This window comes from Burkholderia sp. DN3021, assembly GCF_049805555.1.
GTDB classification, from domain to species: Bacteria; Pseudomonadota; Gammaproteobacteria; order Burkholderiales; family Burkholderiaceae; genus Burkholderia; species Burkholderia pyrrocinia_C.
On sequence record NZ_JBNCAB010000004.1, the window covers coordinates 80,894 to 101,365 of the forward strand.

A 20,472-nucleotide genomic window follows, 5' to 3' on the forward strand; every position below is an offset into this window, starting at 1 on the left:
AACGAATCGACAGCAGAGAGAGGTGACGGATGGGTACGTCCACGCCCCGTTTGAGCGCATCGGCGGCCGCCGCGCAGCTCGGCGTATCGGTCAAGGCGCTGCGGCTGTACGAACAGCACGGCCTCGTGACACCGGAGCGCACACCTTCCGGATACCGTGCCTACGGCCCGGACGACCTCGCACGCGCGGCCGACATCGCGGCGCTGCGAGCGCTCGGCTTCAGTCTGGCACTGGTGGCGAGCGTGCTCGATGGCGATGCACGCAGCCTGGACGACGCGTTGGCCGCTCACGAAGCAGTGCTTGAGCACGGCATTCAGGATCTCGTGCGCAAGGTCGACAGCGTGCGCGCGATCCGCGCCGGCCTTGCGCGCGGCCGGATGCCGGCCGACGGCGAACTGGCGCGGCTGCTCGACGATACCGGCGCCGGCGTCGCGTTCAGCCTGCCGTGGCCGTGGGGCGGCGAGTGGTTCGAGTGTCGCGATATCCGGCCGTTGAACTACATCATCGGCTCGCTGGGAAGCGGCAAGACGCGGCTGGCGCTTCGGCTGGCCGACGCGCTGCCAGGCGCCGCGTTCGTCGGCCTCGATCGGCTGGAAAACGATGGCGCTGCCGCATGCGATTCGTTGCGCGTCGATCCGGAACTGAAGTCGCGCGTCGACCGCGCATCGGCCGCGCTTGCCCGCAACGGCGCGACGCCGTCGGCAGCGTTGACTGCGCTGCTCGTCAGTCTCGAAGCGGATGGCCCGCGCGCGCTGGTCGTCGACATGATCGAACAGGATCTCGACCGGCCCACGCAACAGGCGTTGATCGCCCATCTGCGCGAACGCGCAACCGCCGGCATGCGGCCGCTGTTCCTGCTGACGCGCTCGTCGGCCATCCTCGATCTGTCGGCGGTTGGTCCGAACGAATCCATCATCCTGTGCCCGGCCAATCACAGCCCGCCTTCGCGCGTGGCGCCTTACCCGGGCGCCCCCGGCTACGAAGCGGTTGCCACGTGCCTTGCGTCGCCCGAGATCCGCGAGCGGATCGCGCGTCGGCCGGAAGTGGCGTAAGCCGTCATCGGTTCCTGGCGCCGGCGACAGGCCGGCGCATCGACCGTCACGACTCCAGCCGCCCCATCCTGCGCGCCATCGCCGGACTCACCGCACACCCCGGATCGAACCCGAAGAATTCGAGCACGTGCCGCGCGACGTCGTCGCGATCGTTGTCCGCGCAGATCATGTGATAGCTGTTCTCCAGCACGATCCCGCGCGCATCGGGCATCTTCTCCAGCAGGAAATCGGCCGAGCGCAGGCTCGTCAGCTCGTCCTCGCGCGCATGCAGCACGAGCGTCGGGCATCGCGTATCGGCCGCGGCCTCGAGCGCCCAGTCGCGCATCCGGTCGACCTGCCGCACGCACGCGAGCGGCACCCACGCATAGTGGAAACCGTCCTGCCGCTCGAACTTCTTCTTCACGATCGCGCGGATCGTCGCATTCTTGATGCCGAACGGCTCGCCCTCCTCGACGCGCATCCGCTCGGCCACACCCGGCACGCGATACAGCACATGCCGCAGCGACCGATACCACGGCGTCGACCAGCCGTCGATGAACACCGGCGTGGCCAGCAACGCGAGCCGGCCGCGCGCATGCTGCACGCGTTGGCACAGCAGCAGCGCGACCAGCGCGCCCATGCACATGCCCGCGACATGCAGCGTGTCGTACTCGCGTTCCAGCACGCGATATTGCTCGGTCACCGCGTCGAGCCACGTCTCCGCGCGCACGCCGACGAGATCCTCGGGGCGCGTGCCGTGCCCCGGCAGCGTGATCATGTGCGTGTCGCCGCCCGCGCGCCGCATCGCCTTGTGCAGCGAACCGAGATCGTATTGCGTGCCGCCGAGCCCGTGGATCAGCAGGACGCCCGTGCGACCTGTCATGACGCGTGTCCGCTCATTCGTCCGCCGGCCACACGCGCTCGATCTGCCAGACGCCCGCGACCACCGTCACGTCGACATTCGAATCGAGCAGCGGCGCGCCGTGATCGGTGATCGTCTGCGTACCGCCGTCGCGCTGCACGACGCGCAACGACAGCGACGCGCGATCCTCGCCCGCGATCTCCGCATTCCAGTAGTCGCTCAGCGCAGCGCGGTCGCCCGGCTGCACGCGTTCGAGCACGAGCGGCACGCTCGCGATCTGTGCGTGTTCGACGCCGACGCCGAACACGCGCTCGACGTCGCCGCTCCACTCGATCCGGCCCGACTCCGGATCGAGCACATATGCGATCTGGCCGGCGCTGGCGAGCGCGAGCTCCATGTTGTTCTGCAGCACCGCCGCATGCTCGTGCACCCGTTCGCGCGTCGTCTTCAGCGTGCTCACCGTCAGCACCAGCAGCGACGCGACCGCCAGATAGAGCTGCGCCTCGAGCAGCGAACTGCCGTAGTGCTCGTGGAACGACGCGAACGGGCCGTCGCCCTGCGCGGTCTGCTCGATCACGATCAACGCAAGTATCAGCACCGACGACGAACCCGCGCGGCCGCCGAGCAGCAGCGTCACCGCGACGGTCAGGAACAGCGGGACATACGTGAACGCGAAGCCGGCGCCCGTACCGAATTTCCGCGACGTGTCGCCGTCGAAGATCACGAGCGCGACGATCGCGAGCAGCACGAACGCGACGACGCCGAGCATCAGGTCGAAGCGCTCGTGATCGCCCGAACGGTGCGCGCGGAAGCGCGACCACGACGCGAGCACCGGCGTGACCAGCAGCACGCCGACGAAATCGGAAGCTGCCCATACGAACCACACGTCGAAGAACGACGCGTCCTTGAGCGTCGCGTACCACGCCGCGCCGCCGATCGCGCCGACGACGCCCGCGATCAGCCCGGCGAGGATCACCGAGCGCAGGAAATACAGCCCTTCGAGCGAGAAGCGCACGCGCTGTACGAGCCACACCGCGAGCGCGGCCGCGCCGACTTCGTCGACCGTGAACAGCGCCGCGTTGACCAGGCTGCCGTGTTCGATGCCGCTCAGCGCGAGCTGCGCGACGAGGAACGCGCCGGCCAGCGTCGGCCATTCGCGCAGCGGCCGCAGCATGAACGCACCGACCGTCACGCCGGCCGGCAGCCAGATATAGCCCGTCAGCCGGACGGGGCCGTTGAACTCGTGCGAGATGTAGCCGGTCGCGAGATACAGCACTGCCCAGAGCAGCGCGGCGACGAGCCCCGGGCGGGAACGTTTGGTGTCCATCGAGGATTCCTGTGTGCTGCGCCGTGCGGACGAGCGCGCCGGCCGCGTTGTCAACGGCAGGCGCGCCGGCCACCGGCGCGTACGCGATGTGCGCATCATATGCGGCGGGAGCGGACGGGGGAATACCGAAGCCGGAAGCGCATCGATCGGCCGGCGGTACCCCCGCAAGTCGGCGCTTGTGACCGGCAAAGTATCGGAAAAGTTCGTTGTTTGCCGGACGCTATCAGGACAGGTCAGCGTGTCGTCCTGGCCGGACGGCCAAAATCGCGCGCAGCCGGTCGATCACGACTAACATGAAAGACATCCGAAAGCGTTCGTTTCAGGTATCGTCCACGTCTCCAGCCAGCATTCCGTATGACCACACGCAATGGAAACAGTACCGGCCCGGTCGATATCGGCCCCTTTGATGCCATGAGCCGATTTCGCGTCACGTACGACGGGCCCGCGCTCCAATCGTCCGAGATGGACGTGCGCGAACTTGCACCCGCGCTGCTTGCAATCGGCGATTTGCTCGACGCGTCGACCCGCGCGCTGTGCGGCGATCAGGTTCGGCCGCAGGTAAACGTGCGCGGCAGCTTCAAGACCGGCAGCTTCGGCATCGACTTCACGCTCGCAACATCGCTGCTCGGCCGCATGCGCGACATGCTGAGCGGCAACGAAGGCACGGCGCTCGCCAATGCGGTCACGATCCTGACCGCGCTCGGCGTCGCCGCGCCCCGGGCAAGGAATGGGCTCTTCGCCGTCCTCAAATGGCTGCGCGGGCGCGAAATCCAGCAAGTGCGGATGCAGGACCACACCGCGGTGCTGCACGTCGACGGCGACGAACTCGAGATCGACCTGCCCGTCCTCACCCTGCTGCGCGACGTCCGCGTTCGCAATGCAACCGCACAAGTCCTTGCGCCGCTCGCGCGTGAAGGCATCGTGATTTTCGCGGCCGGCACCGATACGGAAGTCATCGAGACGGTCGCCCGCAACGAGATCGCGTGGTTTCTCGCGCCCGAACAAGCCGATGCGCTCCTTCTCGACGAACATCGAAAGATGGCGTTCTCGATCGTGTCGCTCGCGTTCAAGGACGACAACAAGTGGCGACTGTACGACGGCTCATCGACGATTCACGCGGCGATCACGGATACCCGCTTCCTGTCGCGCGTGAACAACAGCCAGATCCGCTTCAGCAAGGGGGACGTGCTCGTCTGCAATGTCCGAATGCAGCAGTGGCAAACCTCGGACGGCGCAAAAACCGAATACGAGGTCACGGATGTTCTCGAACATCGCCCGGCCGGCCGGCAGATTCAGTTGCCCGGCCTTTGATCCGCGTCGAAGATCAAGCTCCCGACACAACCCGTCATCCATCATGAAACCGACGATCGATCTGCGTCCTGCCTCCTTGGAGGACCTCCCGTTCCTGCGGGCCCTCCGCCGGCTCACGATGACCGAGCACTTGCAACGGGTCGGCGCGCCGACCGACGACAAAGCGCACGACCGGCGCATCCGCGCGCACTTCGAAGACGCGATGATCGTCTGCGAAGGCGCCACCGCAATCGGCTTGCTGAAGGTGACGCGCTCCGCCGGCGAATGGCACGTCCATCAGATCCAGATCCTCCCTGCCCGCCAGGGCCGGGGCATCGGCGAAGCCGTGCTGCGCGAACTGCTGACCGATGCGGCACGCGAGAACGTGTGCGTATCGCTCAGCGTGCTGCACGGCAATCCGGCGCGGCGCCTCTACGAACGGCTCGGCTTCCGGCCTGCATCGGAAACGGAAACGAGTGCGAGCCTCGTCTGGCGCGCATGACGCGTCACTATCGACGCCGCGCTATTGCGTGATCTTTGCGTCCTTCAGCAACTTGCCGATCATCTGTGCACTCGCCTTCTCGACCGCAATCGCCTGCAATTGCTGCTGAAGCACCGGCTTCGCAGTCTCGAAGCCCGGCACCTGCGTCGGCCGCTTCGCATCCAGCTTCACGATGGCCCGCACGCCATCGACCGGGATCGAATCCTTCGTCGCTGCGCCGACCGTCAGTTTCTCGAGCGCCTGCGCGATCGGCAGCGGCAATCCGCCCGTCTTGCCTTCCGCCGCCGGCGTATTGAAACTCACCCACGGCAGCTCGCCGCCGGCATCGCGGCTCGGCGCCATGCTGTACTGGCGCGCCAGCCCGTCGAACGACTTGCCCGACTTCAGCTCGCTCAGCACGGTCGCGGCCGTCGCCGGATCCCTGACGACGATCAGCCGCGGCTTGTACTCGTTCTTGCCAAGCGCCGCGACGAGCGCGTCGTAACGCGCCTTGACCTGCTCGTCGGTCACCGGCTCGGGCTTCACGTTGTCGCGCACGTACAGTTGCACCTCGGCATTCGCCTTCGCCTGCTGGATCGCTGCCTTGACCTCGGGCTTGTCCGCGTAGTTCGCTTTCTCCGCGGCCTGCTGAACCAGCACGCGCGTGATCAGTTGCTGCTTGATCGCGTCGCGGATCTGCGGCGAGTCGGGCTGCCCCGACGCGCGCAGCACTGCATCGACGTCCGCCTGCGTGATCGCCGTGCCGTTGACGGTCGCAACGGTTGCCGTCGCGCCGGACGGCTGCGACGCTGCCGCCGTCTGGGCGAGGGTAGGACCGCTCAGCACGCCCGCCAGCGCGGCAATCAGCAACAGGCGGTTCGGTGTCGTTTTCATCTTCATCGTTTGATCGCTTCGTGCTCAAGGAACGCGGCATGGGGCTGCCGCGCAGGTTCGCCGGCGCAGCAACGCATCGGCGCAACCGCTCATTCAGGTTCAACATCACGAGCACAGACAGCCTCCGCCCGTGCCGCTGTCATTGTGCACGGAACCGCGTTTGCGCGTCGGGAGGTTGGGGACGGCCGCACAAGGCGGCGAAGCGCGCGTTGCGCGCACCGTTCATCGTAAACGTCGAATACGATCGTTGCTTCGCGGGCCCGGCCGCCAGTCGAAGCGGCGACAGGCACGCTTCACCGGCACCGGCCGCACCGCCGTCAGGGCGTCCATCGATACACGGTGATGCTGTTCCCCTTCACGTTGTTCTTCATCACCACATACTCGCCGTTCGACCGGCGGTACGCGCGAATGCTGTACATCGCGTCGATCGCGCTGCTGGTATCCACGGTCGCGGGGCTCGCGTTGACCAGCGTGGTGTCGAGGTTGCCGGTGGTGAGGTTGAACGCGTCGACATTAGGCCACAGCGGCCCGCTGCTGCTGAACCAGTAACCGACGAACAGATGATTGCCGGCCGCGTCGATCGATTTCGCGCCGCTGTGCGGCAGCGTGATCACCGGATCCGGCTTCGTCGTGTTGCCCGCGCTCCAGCCGTGATACACCTCGATGCGCGTGCCGATCGACGTCCAGTCGTTGGTCCCGACCGCGCCCTGCGCGAGCACCATCGTGTCGCTGTCCGCGAGATAGACGATGCGCGTCAGCGGCTGGATGCTGGCGGGAACGCGGGTCGCGACGCCCGGCCCCCACGACGGCTTGCCGCTCGCGTCGAAGCCGGTCAGCGGGTAATGGTAGATCGCGCCGGTCTTGTCCAGGCCGGCCCACACGCCGCCCTTGCTGTCGAGGCTGAACCCGCTCGTGACGCGCTGCGTCGTGTTGAACGCGGGGCCCGGAATCGATCCATCCGGAATCGCGATATAGCCGTTCGCCGCGTTGAAATGGAAGAAATAAAAGACCGGCGGATTCTGCCCCGCCGCGACGAGGATCCGGTTCGCGCCGACGGACGTGAGCAGCCCGAAATGCTCGTCGCGCTGCGTGTCGCTCATATTGATGCGCGGATCCGACGGGTACGCGAACGGATCGACGGTGTTCGCGACGAACGTGCCGCCCGCGCTGCCGCTGTATACGTGCGTGCCGCCATAGAACAGCGCGCCGTCCGTGACCGGGTCCGGCGCAGCGATGCCTTCGAAGTTCAGCGACTGCAGCGTCCAGAGCAGGCTGCCGGCGCTGCTGTATGCATGAATGTCGGTGGCGCCGTTGCGGCCGAGATCCCAGCTTCCGCCCCACGGGTTGTTGAGCACATAGAGATTGCCGGCGCTGTCCTTGCCGATTCCGGCGATGCGCGTGAAGCGTTTCGCGCCGACCTGCCCCTTGATGCCCGTCGTCGTGTCGAGATAGCCGCCGCGCACGCCGAACGTGCCGGCCAGCGCGGGCCGGCCCGACACCGTATAGCGCTTGACGTTCATGTCGGGTCCTTCGTCGCCCACCATCAACTGCCCGGCCGCCGCATCGAAATACAGCGCCGACGGCTGCGACCCGGCCGGCATCCGGATCGTGTTCAGCAGCGCACCGGCCGGGCTGAAGCCGACGACCGAGCCCGCGCTTTTCTGCGCGACCCACACGTTGCCCGCGCCATCCACCGTGAGCGCGCCCGGCCCCGACACGTTGATGTCCCGCTGCCAGACGCCGTCGGTGGTGAACACGCGCACGCGATTGCCGTAGAAGTCGCTCGCATAGAGCAGCGAGCCGGCCGTCGCGAGCCCGGTGACGACGTCGATGCGCGGCTGGTTGGTCGCCGCGCTGATCTGGATCACGCGGTCGCGATACTTCGTGGCGCGGTTGTACCGCCCGACCGCGCCGCTGCCGTAGGTTTTGCCGGGCTGCAGCGCGACGAACAGCGACGTCGCGTTGCCCGTGATCGCGCTGCCCTGGAATTCCGAATGCGTGCCCATCGAGCCGACGCTCTTGCCGTTCTGGTAGATCGCGACACCGCCTTCGTCTTCGTCCCACATCGACGCCGTGTAGACGACGCCTTCGGGCGCAACCCACATCGAGCGCGCGACGTTGCCGACGTGGGCCGCGAGCGTGCCGTACGTGTTCGCCAGCCAGTCGGTGGTGTTGCCTGCGTGAGCGGCCGGCGCGATCGCGGCGATTGCGGCGATTGCGGCGGCAAGAAACGCAGCCTGAATACGTTTTCCAGCGACCATGACTGATGCTCTCCTGAATGGGGCAAACATTCACATGAGGGGGCGGCTGGCCGGATGGCTTGAAATCCGCGATGCGTAAATTGTTCCGCTGAATCATCCGGCGCAGTCGGTATTACGTGCGGCCTGCGTTCGATAATGAGCAGGGCGAGAATAGCGTTATATAAATCGAAAAAAATTGCGGACCGTCCGTGCCATGGCGCTTTTCGCCGAATCGGCTTCGATCGCATCGCCCGTGGCAACCAGGCACCCCGACAGCGGGCGCGGCGGTGCGACAGTGAATGTTCACTTGCGCGCTCGATCGGGAATGGGGGAAACCGGAGAAATCAGGCCGTTCGCCTGCGAGAATATCGCAGCTGGTTCAACGACGAAAGATTGAAACCGCGAATGCCGTTTACGGCGAATCGGGAAAAAGCTACCGCATGCAATGCGGAATCATTGCCCCAAAAACAAATCGCCGGCCTGAATCCGTTTCGAATCCAGGCCGGCGATTGTCATTTACTGTGGAGCAGGCAATGCGCCGTCGCCGCCGCGTTGCCACACATCATGCCGATGCCGACGTCTCCGGCACCTTCACCTGCATGACGCGCCCTCCGTCTGGATCATCGTCGTCGCGCGGCGCGTCGAGCTGCCCTTCCCACTTCGCGACCACGGCCGCCGCGATCGAGTTGCCGACGGCGTTGGTGGCCGAACGCCCCATGTCGAGGAACATGTCGACGCCCATGATCAGCAGCAGCCCCGCTTCGGGCATGTTGAACTGGTTGAGCGTCGCCGCGATCACGACCAGCGATGCGCGCGGCACGCCTGCCATCCCCTTCGACGTCACCATCAGCATCAGCAGCATCGTGATCTGCGTGCCCAACGGCAGATGGATGCCGTACACCTGTGCGATGAACAGCACGGCGAACGTGCAGTACATCATCGAGCCGTCGAGGTTGAACGAGTACCCGATCGGCAGCACGAAGCTCGAGATCCTGCGGTTCACGCCGAAGCGGTCGAGCGCGTCCAGCAGCTTCGGATACGCGGCCTCGGAGCTCGCCGTCGCGAACGACAGCAGGAACGGCTCGCGGATCAGCCGGATCAGCGTGAACGCGCGCTTGCCGAGGAACGTCACGCCGGCAAGCGTCAACACGCCCCACAGCAGCGCCAGCGCCAGATAGAAGCTCGCCATGAACTTCGCGAACGTGAGCAGGATGCCGAGCCCTTCGGTCGTGATCGTCGACGCCAGCGCCGCGAACACCGCAACCGGCGCGAACCACATCACCGCGCCCGTTACCTTCAGCATCACCTGCGCGAGATCGTCGATCACGCCGGTCAGGCGCTTGCCCGCTTCGCCGAGCGCGGACAGCGCAGTGCCGAAGAAGATCGAGAACACGACGATCTGCAGGATTTCATTGTTCGCCATCGCCTCGGCGATCGACTTCGGCACCAGGTGAACCACGAAATCCTTCAGCGTGAATGCGCCCGTCTTGAGGTTGAGGGCCGCGTCGGACGCCGGCAACGGCAGGCTCAGATGGCTGCCCGGCTGCAGGATCGTCGCGGTCAGCAGGCCGAGCAGCAACGACGTGAACGACGCGATGAAGAACCAGCCGAACGCCTTGACGCCCACGCGGCCGACCGCGCCGCCGTCGCCCATCTGCGCGATGCCGACGGTCAGCGTCGCGAATACCAGCGGCGCGATGATCATCTTGATCAATCGCAGGAACACGTCGGACAGCAACGACACGTAGCCGGCGACTTCCTTGGCCATCTTCGGGTCCGGAAACGCGCTATGGCACGCGTAACCCACTGCGATACCAAGAATCATCGCAACGACGATGTACTTGGTAATGTTGTGCTTCTTCATTAGCAATCCAAATTACAGAGCGTGTGCTTCTAACGGCTGGAAAATTATTCGCGTCCGGCTGCAAATCGGAACTCACGTCGCCATGCGTGCGACAGGCCCGCGTCCGGCGGTCGCCAGGGCGGACAGGGGGGGCATTCTAACGCAAATGGCGCGCCGGCTTTCAAATCTGAAAGAAAAGGCGGTTGATCTGCGTCCATGCGGCCGCCGGAAAGGCGGGCTTTGTCGCGATCCGGCCGAACGGCGCGAGCGGCCATCGAGCGCCGCGACCTCGACGGACAGGCCGCCTGCGTCGACCGACGACGACACGGGAAGACGATCGCGACACATTCGCACAAAGATGCGCAGACCTCGACACTACCGCGCGTAACCTCTATGTAATATTTCGAAATGGTTCGCGTTGCCGTCACGCCCGAGCGGCAATGCGCAATCGCGAGTCGGGAATGCGCAGCCGCGTTCGAGCCATTGTTCCAGACAGGGCAAGTCGTTCGCTTGATAAGCAGTCCTCCCAATGAATGAACGGGAAAAATCGGCATCGTGATGAACATTCTGTACACCAACTTCCACGGCGACTATGGCGGCGGTCAGGATACCTACGTCCGCGATCTCGCCGCCGCGATGAGCCGGCATCACCGCGTGACCGTCGCGTCGCCGGAAGGAAGCCGCCTGTCGCGGCTGTTGAAGGACAGCCCCGACGTGGCCATCTTCGACATGGAATTCAAACCGCGCTGGAACCGGCTGTGCCAGGAGCTTGTCCGGCTGCGCCAGCGGATCGTCGCCGAGCGCTTCGACGTCGTTCACGTCAACGGGTCCGCCGATCACCGGCAGGTGATGCTGGCGCTGCTCGGGTGCCGGCACCGGCCCGCGGTCGTGCTCACCAAGCACAACACGTATCGCGCCGACAGCTTCGGCAACCTGCTGCGTGCACGGCTTGCGACCGACCATACCATCGCGGTCAGCGACTATGTCGCGGGCATGCTCGCGCTCCGGTCGCCGTACGGGAACGTCACGGTCGTCAAGCACGGCGTGCGCAGGCAGGCTGCGGAACGACCTGCGAGCGACGAGATCCGCCGCCGCAAGGTCGCGCTGTTCGGGCCGTCCGGTGCGGACGCGATCGTGCTGGGCAGCAGCGCCGGCACCGCGCCGGAAAAAGGCTGGATGGATCTGATCGCGGCGTTGGGCCGCCTGCCCGAACACGAGCGCGAGCGGTTTCGCGTGCTGCTGGTCGGTGCTGAGCCGTCCTGCGACCAGCGCGAGCAGATCGCGCGGCACGGCATGACGTCGCGCATCGCATTCACCGGACGGCTCGACGACGTATGCGCGCCGTTCTCGATCATCGACGTGTCGTTCGTGCTGTCGTACCACGAGAGCCTGTCGTACGCGTGCCGCGAAGCAATGTCGCTGGGCTGCCCCGCGATCGTGACGCGCGTGGGCGGGCTGCCCGAGAACGTCGAGCCGGGCGTGGACGGATGGGTCGTTCCGCCGCGCGAGCCCGAAGCGATCGGGGAGATCCTGCGCGCGATCGTGCGCGAGCCCGGCTGCGTCCGCGCGATGGGACGCAGCGCGCGGCTGAAAGGCAAGCGCGAGTTCTCGTTCGACACATTCGTCGACGCGACTTTGTCCGTCTATCAGAAATCGATTCGACACAACCCGTATCGCTGGGTGGCATCGTTGAGGTCCATGTAATGGCCATGAATATCTGGAAGAAGTATTGGGACCTGCGGACGCAGGAGTGCCCGTGCGACGTGCACTTCGTCGAGTGGCTGGAATCCGTTCGCCTCAACGGCATCCGCATCTACCACTTCGGCACCGGCGGCCACCACCATGTCGGCGTGGCATGCGCGCGGCCTCACCTGAACAACACGGTCTTCGGCGTGACGGCGTCGCCGAAGGAATACAAGTCGTATGTCGATCTCGTCACGCGGCAACCGGAAGTCAGCAAGACCTACCTCGCGTATTTCGGCGACATCTATACGAGCAACTCGGACCTGCTGCCGTCGTTCGACGTCGTCACGCTGTTCCACCTGTGCGAATTCCGCGACGAGACGAACAGCCGCTATGGCGCGAAGACCGACGCGGAAGTGCTCGACCTGTTCGCCCGCCATACCGCACGCGAAGGTCACCTGCTGTTCTACAAGGGCTCGTCGGCCTATCGGAAGGCCGAACCTGTCATCGAACAATGGGCGGCGAATGCCGATTTCGTCGAGGTCGGCGACTTCAAGACCCTGCGGATTTTCCGCAAGGCCGCGTAACCCTGCGTTGTCACGATCCGCCGATGCTTCTGTCTGCCACGCGCTATCCGATCCTGATGTATCACCAGATACGCCCGCTGCCGCCGCCGCCCGACCGGCTGCGCGGCCTGAGCGTTGCGCCCGACGCGTTCCGCCGCCAGATGACGCTGTTCAGGCGGCTCGGCTACCGCGGCCTGAGCGTGCGCGAACTGCAGCCGTATCTGCGCGGCGAGCGCAGCGGAAAGGTCTTCGGCATTTCGTTCGACGACGGCTTTCTCAACGTGCTCACGCATGCGATGCCGGTGCTGGACGAACTCGGGTTCACCGCGACCTGCTATTTCGTCGCCGGCCGGTTCGGCGGCGAGAACGACTGGGATGCGGGCGCCGATACCGCACGCTCGCCGCTGATGACGTGCAAGGACATGCTCGCGTGGCGCGATCACGGCCACGAAATCGGCTCGCATACGCTCGATCACGTCGCGCTGTCGCACGTGCCGGCGCACGTGTCGGATCTTCAGGTAACCGAGTCGAAGCGGCGGCTCGAAGCGTTGAGCGGCCGGCGCGTCGAATCGTTCTGCTATCCGTACGGCGATCTGGACGCGCGCGTCCGCGACCAGGTCATCGCCGCCGGGTACGGCAATGCGACTACGACCCGGCGCGGTTGCGCCGACGCGTCCGACGATCCGTTTCTGCTGCCGCGAATTCCGGTAGCGGGCGGTGTCGGTGCGCTTCGGTTGCTGTTCAAGTGTGCGCGTTGGCGGGTGCGCAAGCGCGGGTAGCGCTGGGAACGGCGCTTGTGACATGGCGAAATGGTAAAGCGTCGGCACCGAATTCGATCCGGCCGATGCCGGCGCACGGATCGATGCCTTTGTCGAATCAAGGTTTTCCGGATCGCGGCCGTCGCCACCGCGATCGCCGCGCGTGCGCGATCAGTCCGATGTTTCCCGCGCGAGTTTTGCCTGCCGCCGGCCCCGGTCGTTCACGATCTGGTGGCGCCGATGATCCGTCATCTTCTTCCACGCGCGCGCTTCGTCCCGCGTTCGCAGGCACGCCACGCAGTAGCCCGTTCTGCCGTCGAACGAGCACACGTCGATGCAGGGCGATTTGACCGCCATGCTTATTGCCCCCGCGTCGCCGGCACGACTTCGACGGTGACATGCGACAGATCCTTGAACCGCTGGAGCACGCCGTGATAGAAGCGCGAATCCCGCTTCGGGTCGTCCGTCGCCACCGACACGACCGCACTCATGTGCCCCGGCCCGAGACGCCAGACGTGCAGGTCGTTGATCGTGTCGCCGCCGCCTTCGATTGCGCTGCGCACGTTGTCCACCAACCGACGGTCCGCACTCATGTCGAGCAGGATGCCGCCGGTGTCGCGCATCAATCCGTATGACCAGTTCGCGATCACGAGCGCACCGATGATGCCGGCCAGCGGATCCATCCAGAGCCAGCCGAACGCGCGCGCGAGCAGCAGCCCGACGATCGTCAGCACGGAGACCGCCGCGTCGGCAATCACGTGGACGTAGGCCGAACGGATGTTGTGATCGCGCGCCGCCGCCGCGGACGCGCCATGGTCGTGCTCCTCGAATGCGAGTTCGTGCTCGCGCCCGTTCAACCGGACAATCGCCCTGAATTCATGCGGCTCGGGAATGTTCTCGACCGACTCCAGGCACGCACCGCGCACGCTCATCGCGAACGCCTGCCGCGTACCGTCCGGACGAATCGTCGTGATCGATGCAGCCGTGAAGTCGCCGAGCGTCGTGCCGGAGATCGCCGGTGAGATCCGGAACACCGGCGGCACGCCGTCTTCGAAGATCGACACGAAGAACGCGCCGCCTTGGTCGAAGACCTTGTGCGTCACCTCATCGCGGTCATGGTCGTGATCGTCGTGCCCATGCCCGTGGTGATGCCCATGACCGTGCCCGTGGTGGTCGCCGCTCAGCAGCCAGACGCTCGCGATGTTGACGAGCAGGCCGGCAACCGCGATCGGAATGGCCTCGCCGAAATGGATCGGAACGGGCTCGAGCAAACGCGCGACCGCTTCATAACCGATCAGCAGCGCGATCATCGCGAGCACGATGGCGCTCGTGAAGCCTGCCAGGTCGCCGAGCTTGCCCGTGCCGAACACGAATCGCGGGTCGCTCGCATGCCGGCGCGCGTACGTGTACGCGAGCGCGGCGATCAGCATCGCACCCGCGTGCGTCGACATGTGCAGCCCGTCCGCGATGAGCGCCAGCGAGCCGAAAATCGACCCGCCGACGATCTCGGCCACCATCATTGCCGCGCACAGCGCGATGACCATCCAGGTCCTGCGTTCGTTCTGTTCGTGTGCGGCGCCGAGAAAGATGTGGTCGTGCCCTGCGCCGAAGGCGGCGTTCCTGAAGTCGCTCATCCCTGCCCCGATTATTTGAAGTAGCTGTGAACGACTTCGATCAGCTGTTCGGTCGCGCTGCCCTCGTCCTCGTGCCCCTCGGCATCGACAAGATGGCTGCGGATGTGATCCTCGAGCACGACCGCGAGCAGGCCGTTCATCGCACCGCGGCCGCTCGTGATGAGCTGGAGGATTTCGTTGCAGCCGCGCTCTTCCTCCAGCGCGCGTTCGATCGCTTCGACCTGTCCCTTGATCCGGCGGACACGATTCAGCAGCTTCTGCTTTTCCTTGACGGTGTGGCTCATGGCGATCCTTTCATATACCGGGGGGGAGTATATCCGGAAAGGATTTTCCATATAGTGGGTGGGGGTATGTCGGACAAGATAACAACGCTGTCGCTTCGCCTGCACAAGGATTTCGACGTCCTCGGACGATCGATCATTTCCCGGGCAACGCGGTGATCCAGGCCGAAATCGCGCGGCAGGACTGCAGCGCGCTCGTCGACATTCCTGCCGTCGCCGTGCGAGCCACACGCCGAAGATCCGGCTTTGCGTCGGCCGCCTGTGTCCTTGGCCGCTTGCGAAAGTAGAACGAGTGTCTTGTGCACGATCCTGCTGCCGCAAACGGCCTCAACACCGAGCACAAATGCGGGTCATGTCGCTGAAGTTACAGTCGACGCAAACGAGTGCGACGGAGACTCGCTCCAAGCAGCGCTCGCTTCAACCAAATTGGGCGGTCAGCCATCCTTCTGCCCATTTTGTCGCGTATGCAACCGCGTCATCGCGCGCATCGAAACCAGCCAGATCGCCGCTGGCGTGTACTTCCCGCTCGCCTCCGTCCAGAAGAACCGTGGTGATCCTCACATGCGCGATGTACTCTCCGTCCGCCCTGCGGGGTGTCGGATCGATTCGGAACCGTGTCGAATTGAAGAGCATGGGCTCCTCCCTGTTGGGTTACCGCGAACCAGGCTGTCGCGGGAGCAGCGCGAGAAAGCGTCGAATGTCAGGAAGTGCCATTGTCCGATCAGCCTCCTGACAGGATTCACGACTCGGCATCCCGCTTTTGCAGTGTGGCGCACGACCCGATACGAACATCAGGAAAGCATCCGCATCGACCTCGCAGCGATGGTCGCGGATAGACCGGCGAGCGAAATGCTGCCCCTGGGTAGGGATTGAAGCCCGTTGCTCCGGAATTCCTTCGGAGCCGCACTCGAGCGGTGGGACAAGAGAGGGGTGTCAAACACTTAGCAAGGGTGCCCAGCTGATCGGTCGCCTTTCACCAGATTCGACGAGAAGCCCGATCGCATTCATGGGAGCACGCTGAGCAATGCGTTGGAACCGATCAGGGGTCATCCAACGATTCGATGGTACGCCGTTCCATAAATTTGCATAGCGAAATTCCCTGCGAACGCGTGCCTCCAAGGCGTGTCGTCACACGACAGCACGGCACGAATCACGGCGACAGCGCGTATAGTGGAGCCAGCTTTCCCCGACATTCGCGCGTCTGTTCGAGAATCGGGCACCCGCAAGAGGTTCGAGGTCTGGCCGGTCGTTTTCGTACGTATCCTCGCCGGTTCCGGAAAGCAGTCGCGGCACTTGTGGGGCGACATCATTCATGTGCCGGGCCATGCATGGGGGCCGATTCGCATGGATGCTTCATCAGGCGTCGCGGGCTTCGAGCAGGCAGTGCCGGCCGGTGATATCAACAGGTGCATTCGCGCGATGTCCTGCGAATCGAACAGCGTCGACACGAGTTGGACCGGCTAACGTAAGCCCTCCCTGGAACAAACAGCGCCACCATGAAAATCGACCGCAGTTCCATTCCCCACTACCTCGTCCTACGTGCCGGCTGGCCACCCTACATGTTGAATGCAGACCGCCTGGTGCTCCGTCGCGAAGCGAGCCCGCTGCTGCGAGCGTTCGCGCGAACGCGCGGAAGGTGCGCACATGTCGATGACGTCGCGTGGAACATCTTCTCCGATGCAGAGGGCCTTTCGATGATCGAGCGTCGGGAAACAGGGTTCTTCACGTTGATCACCGGAACCGAGACCGAGCATCAGTTGCATTTGCTGGCAACCCTCTGACGTTGCAGTCGGGACGGCGTACGGCCAGGGCCGACGAAGGGCCGCGCGCGGGGATTTTTCGCGCTTTTTTTTTGGAATGCTGATTTTCCTGGGCAGTCGCTTGTTCTGCCCCTCGGCCGAAAGCGCTTGACACCTTCGTTGCCGAGGCGTACTGTCAGCCGCTGAAGTATTCAAGAAGCGCGATTGCTGCCCATCATTAACCGCGGCCTGCGGTATTCGTTGTCCTCTCCCTCCTTGATTATTTTTTCCCGCGTCCATTCAGGGCGCATACGCTCGTCCATTTTCAGGAGATCTAACATGGATACCGGTACCGTCAAGTGGTTCAACGACAGCAAGGGCTTCGGCTTCATCACGCCCGACGCAGGCGGAGACGATCTGTTCGCGCATTTCTCGGAGATTCGCGGCGACGGCTTCAAAACGCTCGCCGAAGGCCAGAAAGTCAGCTACGAAACCAAGAGCGGCCCCAAAGGCCTGCAGGCGTCGAACATTACCGGCCTGTAAGTTCCCACAAGCCGTCAGTCCCGTTCACGGAGCGGCACGTAACTGCCGCTTCCTGCGCATACGCACCTCCATCGCGGGCGCCACGCGTCCCGATGCAAGCTCGACCGGGTCATCCGTTTCGCATTCGGACGTCGAACATGCGCGTATGCAGATGCCCAGCCCCCTCGCAGCGCGCGTGTCCAGCCGCGCGTGCGTGATCGGACGAGTCCCGCTCGGCGGATCGCTCAAGCCGCGCAGCAGGAGAACCCGCATGACCAGAAGTCAACCTCGCAGTAACAAGGCGCCTCCGCGTGCCAAGCCTGCCATGACCCTGCCCAAGCTCGGCACGGCATTGAACTGGGTGCCGCCCAAGGCTCCCGCTATCGAGAAATCGCGCCCGAAGAAGCGCCCGCCTGCTCCGTAATAGCGGAACGAGCCAACCGCTGCGCGACGAAGAGGCAAAGAGGCGGCCACCGCTGCCGTGCAGCACGATCTCGGCGTGATGGGCCGAAGCGCGTCGACGCGCACAATCCGGAATAAGTTGAACGCCCAACAAACGAAGCGCGTATGATGGGTTTATTCGGGCGATCACTTGCCGTCTGACTGCTCACCCCTCCATCTACCCTCTTGCTGCATCGCCCCTCCCTCGCGCTGCAACGTTGTCCCTTTCACCCCACCGGCACGCCCTGCAACGGCGATACCGGCCGGATGTGTTCGCCCATGCAATTCGTGGTGGCCGAACGCCAGGAGTTTGCCATGAGCATGCATGTCTACCGTGGATTCGAGATTTATCCACTGATTTACCCCCACGTACCGGCGCCGGATGGCAGTCCGCATAACTACGATGCCGGTTTCGACGCAGCAGTCAAGATTTGCCTTCGCGGCACCCCCGACACGGTGACGCAGAGCCAGACGTTCAGATTGCGCGACAACTCCCCGTTTGACAGCGCCGGTGACGCACGTCGCGCTTCGCTGCGCTACGCCGAGAACATCATCGACGACAATCGCGAGAAACAGGGCTTCTTTTCCAACGGGCTCTGACACGCAGCGGCAACGCAACGCAATCTGTCGGCGATTTGGAGGACAACATGATCATCGACGAACTACTCGGCTTGATCAGACGGCGTGAGGTCACCTGGACCGGCACCGTCCTGCCCGCCGGAATCGCCGACTCGGCACGAAGCCATCAGCAAGAACTGCAAATGTTCGTGGCGGTACGCGCGCTATCGATGGGAGCCGGATATTCGGAATTCGAGTCCGACGAGATAGCGAGCGCCGTCATGACACGACTCGGCTAGTTTTCCGTTCAAACGTTCCCAAACAGGATCCACATGACAACAGTCACACTCAAGGTCAACGAACCGATCGACGTCGCGCTGCGGCGATTCCGACGCACCATCGAGAAAACCGGGCTGATTCGCGAGTTGCGCAGTCGCACCAGCTACGAAAAACCCACGACTGAACGCAAGCGGAAAAAGGCCAGCGCCGTTTCCAGGCAGCGCCTGCGCGCGAAGCGCATGTTGCCGCCCCGCAAAATGTACTAGGGAGCACATCGTGTACAAGATGCCGGACGACGAGCCGCCATTTTTCCCGTTGACGAAATGCGAAGTCGATTTCGATCAGCAGAAAGACATGGTGACACTGCTGCCGAGCTTCTATGCGTTCGGATGCGAGTACACCAGCCGCGGTTTTCTGATCGGGCGGGACGATGCGTTCAAACTGATTGCCGCGATCGAGAAGGCGCTCAGCATCCAGGGATGAGCCGACGCCGGCACACTCGCGAGCATCGACAACCAGAAGATGGACTATGCGCGTCCCGACCAAGTACGTTGATCTGCTCTATTTCCTCGTTGTCCTGCAACTCGTCACCCAAAGGCAGTCTCGCGAATGGCTGTCGCCCTTTCAGCTCGTCGAATCGCTGCAAGGCTGGCTGATCGTCCATCGCGCGAAATGCGAGTGGCGCGATCGTGTCTGGATAGGCCATGCGTCGCTCCAGATAGCGAAGTCGGTCCGCCCGGTCGGCAACGCTGCATTTTCGGAACCGCTCGTTGGTGCGGCGAAAGACCCGGCGCCCCCTCCACGAGACGCTCTCGCGGGTCGGGCGAGTCTACGGATGAAATGCATCCGCTACCTCAGGGAGCATGTCTGATCGCGGCAGCACTCGCACGAGCGACAATGCGTCCAATCACGCAGATGGCGCAGACCGCCGTCTGCAACCGCATCACTCGATCGATCGGCAACCGTGCCGCTGGCTGCTGCCCGGCCTCGACCGCCTCCGCGGCCGCGCCGCGCGACACGGCCGTTTTCCACGAAGGCGCGCCGCAAACGGCGGTGTTCGCCGTCGAACTGGCGATGCAATTCGACAGGGACATCGTCGATGGCGAGATCGCTCCAGCAGAGATCCGACCCACCAACCGCGGCGAATTCGCCGCGACTGGCCGACAACCCGCTCACCTCGCTCCGAGGGAACCATGAAATACCAGGAAAGCACGGCAATCGATCGACGCGATCAGGCAACCCGGCAAAAGCTGCGCGACGACCTCGCCCGCGCCGACATCGAACGGGCCGACAAGCGTACGCAAAACGACGCCCGCATCGACTCCAATGCGAGCAAGTGGCGCTATTTCGGTCCCGACCATCGGGTGAAGTAGATGACGCGGCACTGCTCCCGGCGCAGGCGGCGGTTGACGTTCGCGCCTCGCGTCGTCGTGCGCGCATCGCGCAGGCTGCACCGCAGACGTTCCGGCGTCAGATACCCTGGCGCAGGCGGATCGAGAATTCGACGCTGGCCTTGATTCCGCGCTGCTCCGCGCAACGACATCGCGGCATTGCAGGCGCCGTTTGTCGTAACGAGCGACGCGCCAAAGTAAAAAGCCGGCGCTTGGCCGGCTTCGAGTTCCGCCTTGCTGGGGCGGCTCCTCGTTCTGTTTGAGAACGAGGAGTTTTGCTACGCCTGGGTTAATGGTTCGACATAAAACCCATGCCCAGACGTTTCCTTGCATCGGAAATGCGTTGCTTGGGCGTGACGGCTTTCCACGAAAAGGTATGGCGTCTTTGCCAGTCCGGATGAACAACGGGCATTCCATCGTCGGTCGCGCGTGCGTCCGCCTGTTCCTGTTGCCCGTCCTGCGGATTCTTTTCTCGTTTCAGATGATCGTTCATCGACAAGCTCCCTCAGGAAACCGCGTTTCGTCATGGATTGGCTTGCGCCGCCCGAGTCGGGATAAAACTGCGCAAGCGATACGGATCGCAACGGCCCGCTTCCGTCACGGCATACGTCTCTCCATGAAGTCTGCGGCCGATCTGCAGTCTGTGCGTCAT

At 64.4% G+C, this 20,472-nt stretch carries 25 protein-coding genes; 15 read left to right on the top strand and 10 right to left on the bottom strand.

Annotated elements, in window-relative coordinates:
* Window positions 1-29 precede the first annotated feature (29 nt).
* Window positions 30-1,052, top strand: a complete 1,023-nt coding sequence (locus ACPUER_RS03705) for a MerR family transcriptional regulator (RefSeq protein ID WP_425130385.1) — start codon at window positions 30-32, stop codon at window positions 1,050-1,052.
* 46 nt (window positions 1,053-1,098) lie between these two features.
* Here the strand turns inward: ACPUER_RS03705 and ACPUER_RS03710 are convergent, their stop codons facing one another.
* The gene (locus ACPUER_RS03710) at window positions 1,099-1,914 is read right to left on the bottom strand and encodes an alpha/beta hydrolase (protein WP_425130386.1); all 816 of its coding nucleotides are present in this window, start codon (window positions 1,912-1,914) and stop codon (window positions 1,099-1,101) included.
* Between the two features lie 13 nt (window positions 1,915-1,927).
* Window positions 1,928-3,220 carry an MASE1 domain-containing protein gene (locus tag ACPUER_RS03715; RefSeq protein WP_425130387.1) on the bottom strand — a complete coding sequence of 431 codons (1,293 nt, stop codon included), beginning with the start codon at window positions 3,218-3,220 and terminating at the stop codon, window positions 1,928-1,930.
* Window positions 3,221-3,574: 354 nt separating this feature from the next.
* On the opposite strand from ACPUER_RS03715, the gene ACPUER_RS03720 reads away from it, so the two are divergent.
* On the top strand, window positions 3,575-4,531 hold the full coding sequence (locus ACPUER_RS03720; protein ID WP_425130388.1) for a hypothetical protein: 957 nt from the start codon (window positions 3,575-3,577) through the stop codon (window positions 4,529-4,531).
* Window positions 4,532-4,574: 43 nt separating this feature from the next.
* Complete coding sequence (locus ACPUER_RS03725) at window positions 4,575-5,012, top strand: GNAT family N-acetyltransferase (RefSeq protein ID WP_425130434.1); 438 nt, start codon at window positions 4,575-4,577, stop codon at window positions 5,010-5,012.
* Between the two features lie 21 nt (window positions 5,013-5,033).
* On the opposite strand, the gene ACPUER_RS03730 is transcribed toward ACPUER_RS03725, so the two are convergent.
* The 3 genes from ACPUER_RS03730 to ACPUER_RS03740 form a co-directional block, all read right to left on the bottom strand.
* Entirely contained in the window at window positions 5,034-5,891 is an 858-nt protein-coding gene (locus ACPUER_RS03730) for a peptidyl-prolyl cis-trans isomerase (protein WP_425130389.1), read from the bottom strand.
* Window positions 5,892-6,202: 311 nt separating this feature from the next.
* Window positions 6,203-8,146 carry an SMP-30/gluconolactonase/LRE family protein gene (locus ACPUER_RS03735; protein WP_425130390.1) on the bottom strand — a complete coding sequence of 648 codons (1,944 nt, stop codon included), beginning with the start codon at window positions 8,144-8,146 and terminating at the stop codon, window positions 6,203-6,205.
* 541 nt (window positions 8,147-8,687) lie between these two features.
* Window positions 8,688-9,989: a dicarboxylate/amino acid:cation symporter gene (locus tag ACPUER_RS03740; RefSeq protein WP_425130391.1), complete on the bottom strand. Its 1,302-nt coding sequence runs from the start codon at window positions 9,987-9,989 to the stop codon at window positions 8,688-8,690.
* Window positions 9,990-10,526: 537 nt separating this feature from the next.
* On the opposite strand from ACPUER_RS03740, the gene ACPUER_RS03745 reads away from it, so the two are divergent.
* Genes ACPUER_RS03745 through ACPUER_RS03755 form a run of 3 tightly spaced genes read left to right on the top strand, consistent with a single transcriptional unit; the run spans window position 10,527 to window position 12,996 of the window.
* Complete coding sequence (locus ACPUER_RS03745) at window positions 10,527-11,672, top strand: glycosyltransferase (RefSeq protein ID WP_425130392.1); 1,146 nt, start codon at window positions 10,527-10,529, stop codon at window positions 11,670-11,672.
* Window positions 11,673-11,677: 5 nt separating this feature from the next.
* The gene (locus ACPUER_RS03750; RefSeq protein WP_175959799.1) at window positions 11,678-12,238 is read left to right on the top strand and encodes a hypothetical protein; all 561 of its coding nucleotides are present in this window, start codon (window positions 11,678-11,680) and stop codon (window positions 12,236-12,238) included.
* 23 nt (window positions 12,239-12,261) lie between these two features.
* On the top strand, window positions 12,262-12,996 hold the full coding sequence (locus tag ACPUER_RS03755) for a polysaccharide deacetylase family protein (protein ID WP_244137243.1): 735 nt from the start codon (window positions 12,262-12,264) through the stop codon (window positions 12,994-12,996).
* 150 nt (window positions 12,997-13,146) lie between these two features.
* Here ACPUER_RS03755 and ACPUER_RS03760 read toward each other — a convergent pair whose 3' ends face one another.
* From ACPUER_RS03760 to ACPUER_RS03775, 4 genes are all read right to left on the bottom strand, one after another.
* Entirely contained in the window at window positions 13,147-13,332 is a 186-nt protein-coding gene (locus ACPUER_RS03760) for a DUF1289 domain-containing protein (protein ID WP_175959801.1), read from the bottom strand.
* Window positions 13,333-13,334: 2 nt separating this feature from the next.
* On the bottom strand, window positions 13,335-14,609 hold the full coding sequence (gene dmeF, locus ACPUER_RS03765) for a CDF family Co(II)/Ni(II) efflux transporter DmeF (protein WP_425130393.1): 1,275 nt from the start codon (window positions 14,607-14,609) through the stop codon (window positions 13,335-13,337).
* Window positions 14,610-14,620: 11 nt separating this feature from the next.
* A complete protein-coding gene (locus ACPUER_RS03770; protein ID WP_072438025.1) occupies window positions 14,621-14,893 on the bottom strand; it encodes a metal/formaldehyde-sensitive transcriptional repressor in 273 nt (90 codons plus the stop codon).
* A 414-nt stretch (window positions 14,894-15,307) separates the two neighbouring features.
* The gene (locus tag ACPUER_RS03775) at window positions 15,308-15,523 is read right to left on the bottom strand and encodes a hypothetical protein (protein ID WP_072438024.1); all 216 of its coding nucleotides are present in this window, start codon (window positions 15,521-15,523) and stop codon (window positions 15,308-15,310) included.
* Window positions 15,524-16,386: 863 nt separating this feature from the next.
* On the opposite strand from ACPUER_RS03775, the gene ACPUER_RS03780 reads away from it, so the two are divergent.
* The 9 genes from ACPUER_RS03780 (at window position 16,387) to ACPUER_RS03820 (ending at window position 19,802) form a co-directional block, all read left to right on the top strand.
* Window positions 16,387-16,671 carry a hypothetical protein gene (locus ACPUER_RS03780; protein ID WP_425130394.1) on the top strand — a complete coding sequence of 95 codons (285 nt, stop codon included), beginning with the start codon at window positions 16,387-16,389 and terminating at the stop codon, window positions 16,669-16,671.
* Between the two features lie 297 nt (window positions 16,672-16,968).
* Window positions 16,969-17,172, top strand: a complete 204-nt coding sequence (locus ACPUER_RS03785) for a cold-shock protein (RefSeq protein WP_034181431.1) — start codon at window positions 16,969-16,971, stop codon at window positions 17,170-17,172.
* Between the two features lie 735 nt (window positions 17,173-17,907).
* Complete coding sequence (locus ACPUER_RS03790; protein ID WP_072438497.1) at window positions 17,908-18,192, top strand: hypothetical protein; 285 nt, start codon at window positions 17,908-17,910, stop codon at window positions 18,190-18,192.
* A 47-nt stretch (window positions 18,193-18,239) separates the two neighbouring features.
* Entirely contained in the window at window positions 18,240-18,449 is a 210-nt protein-coding gene (locus ACPUER_RS03795) for a hypothetical protein (RefSeq protein ID WP_072438495.1), read from the top strand.
* Window positions 18,450-18,482: 33 nt separating this feature from the next.
* A complete protein-coding gene (gene rpsU, locus ACPUER_RS03800; RefSeq protein WP_034181433.1) occupies window positions 18,483-18,695 on the top strand; it encodes a 30S ribosomal protein S21 in 213 nt (70 codons plus the stop codon).
* A 19-nt stretch (window positions 18,696-18,714) separates the two neighbouring features.
* On the top strand, window positions 18,715-18,912 hold the full coding sequence (locus ACPUER_RS03805) for a hypothetical protein (RefSeq protein ID WP_425130435.1): 198 nt from the start codon (window positions 18,715-18,717) through the stop codon (window positions 18,910-18,912).
* Between the two features lie 46 nt (window positions 18,913-18,958).
* Window positions 18,959-19,300, top strand: coding sequence for a hypothetical protein (locus tag ACPUER_RS03810; protein WP_175959805.1), 342 nt, complete (start codon window positions 18,959-18,961; stop codon window positions 19,298-19,300).
* A 26-nt stretch (window positions 19,301-19,326) separates the two neighbouring features.
* Window positions 19,327-19,626 (top strand): hypothetical protein, encoded by a 300-nt coding sequence (locus ACPUER_RS03815; protein WP_425130395.1) that lies wholly within the window; start codon window positions 19,327-19,329, stop codon window positions 19,624-19,626.
* Complete coding sequence (locus tag ACPUER_RS03820; RefSeq protein WP_425130396.1) at window positions 19,623-19,802, top strand: hypothetical protein; 180 nt, start codon at window positions 19,623-19,625, stop codon at window positions 19,800-19,802. Before ACPUER_RS03815 ends, ACPUER_RS03820 begins: the two co-directional genes overlap by 4 nt.
* 307 nt (window positions 19,803-20,109) lie before the next feature.
* Here ACPUER_RS03820 and ACPUER_RS03825 read toward each other — a convergent pair whose 3' ends face one another.
* Complete coding sequence (locus ACPUER_RS03825) at window positions 20,110-20,313, bottom strand: hypothetical protein (RefSeq protein WP_175959808.1); 204 nt, start codon at window positions 20,311-20,313, stop codon at window positions 20,110-20,112.
* Window positions 20,314-20,472: the final 159 nt, after the last annotated feature.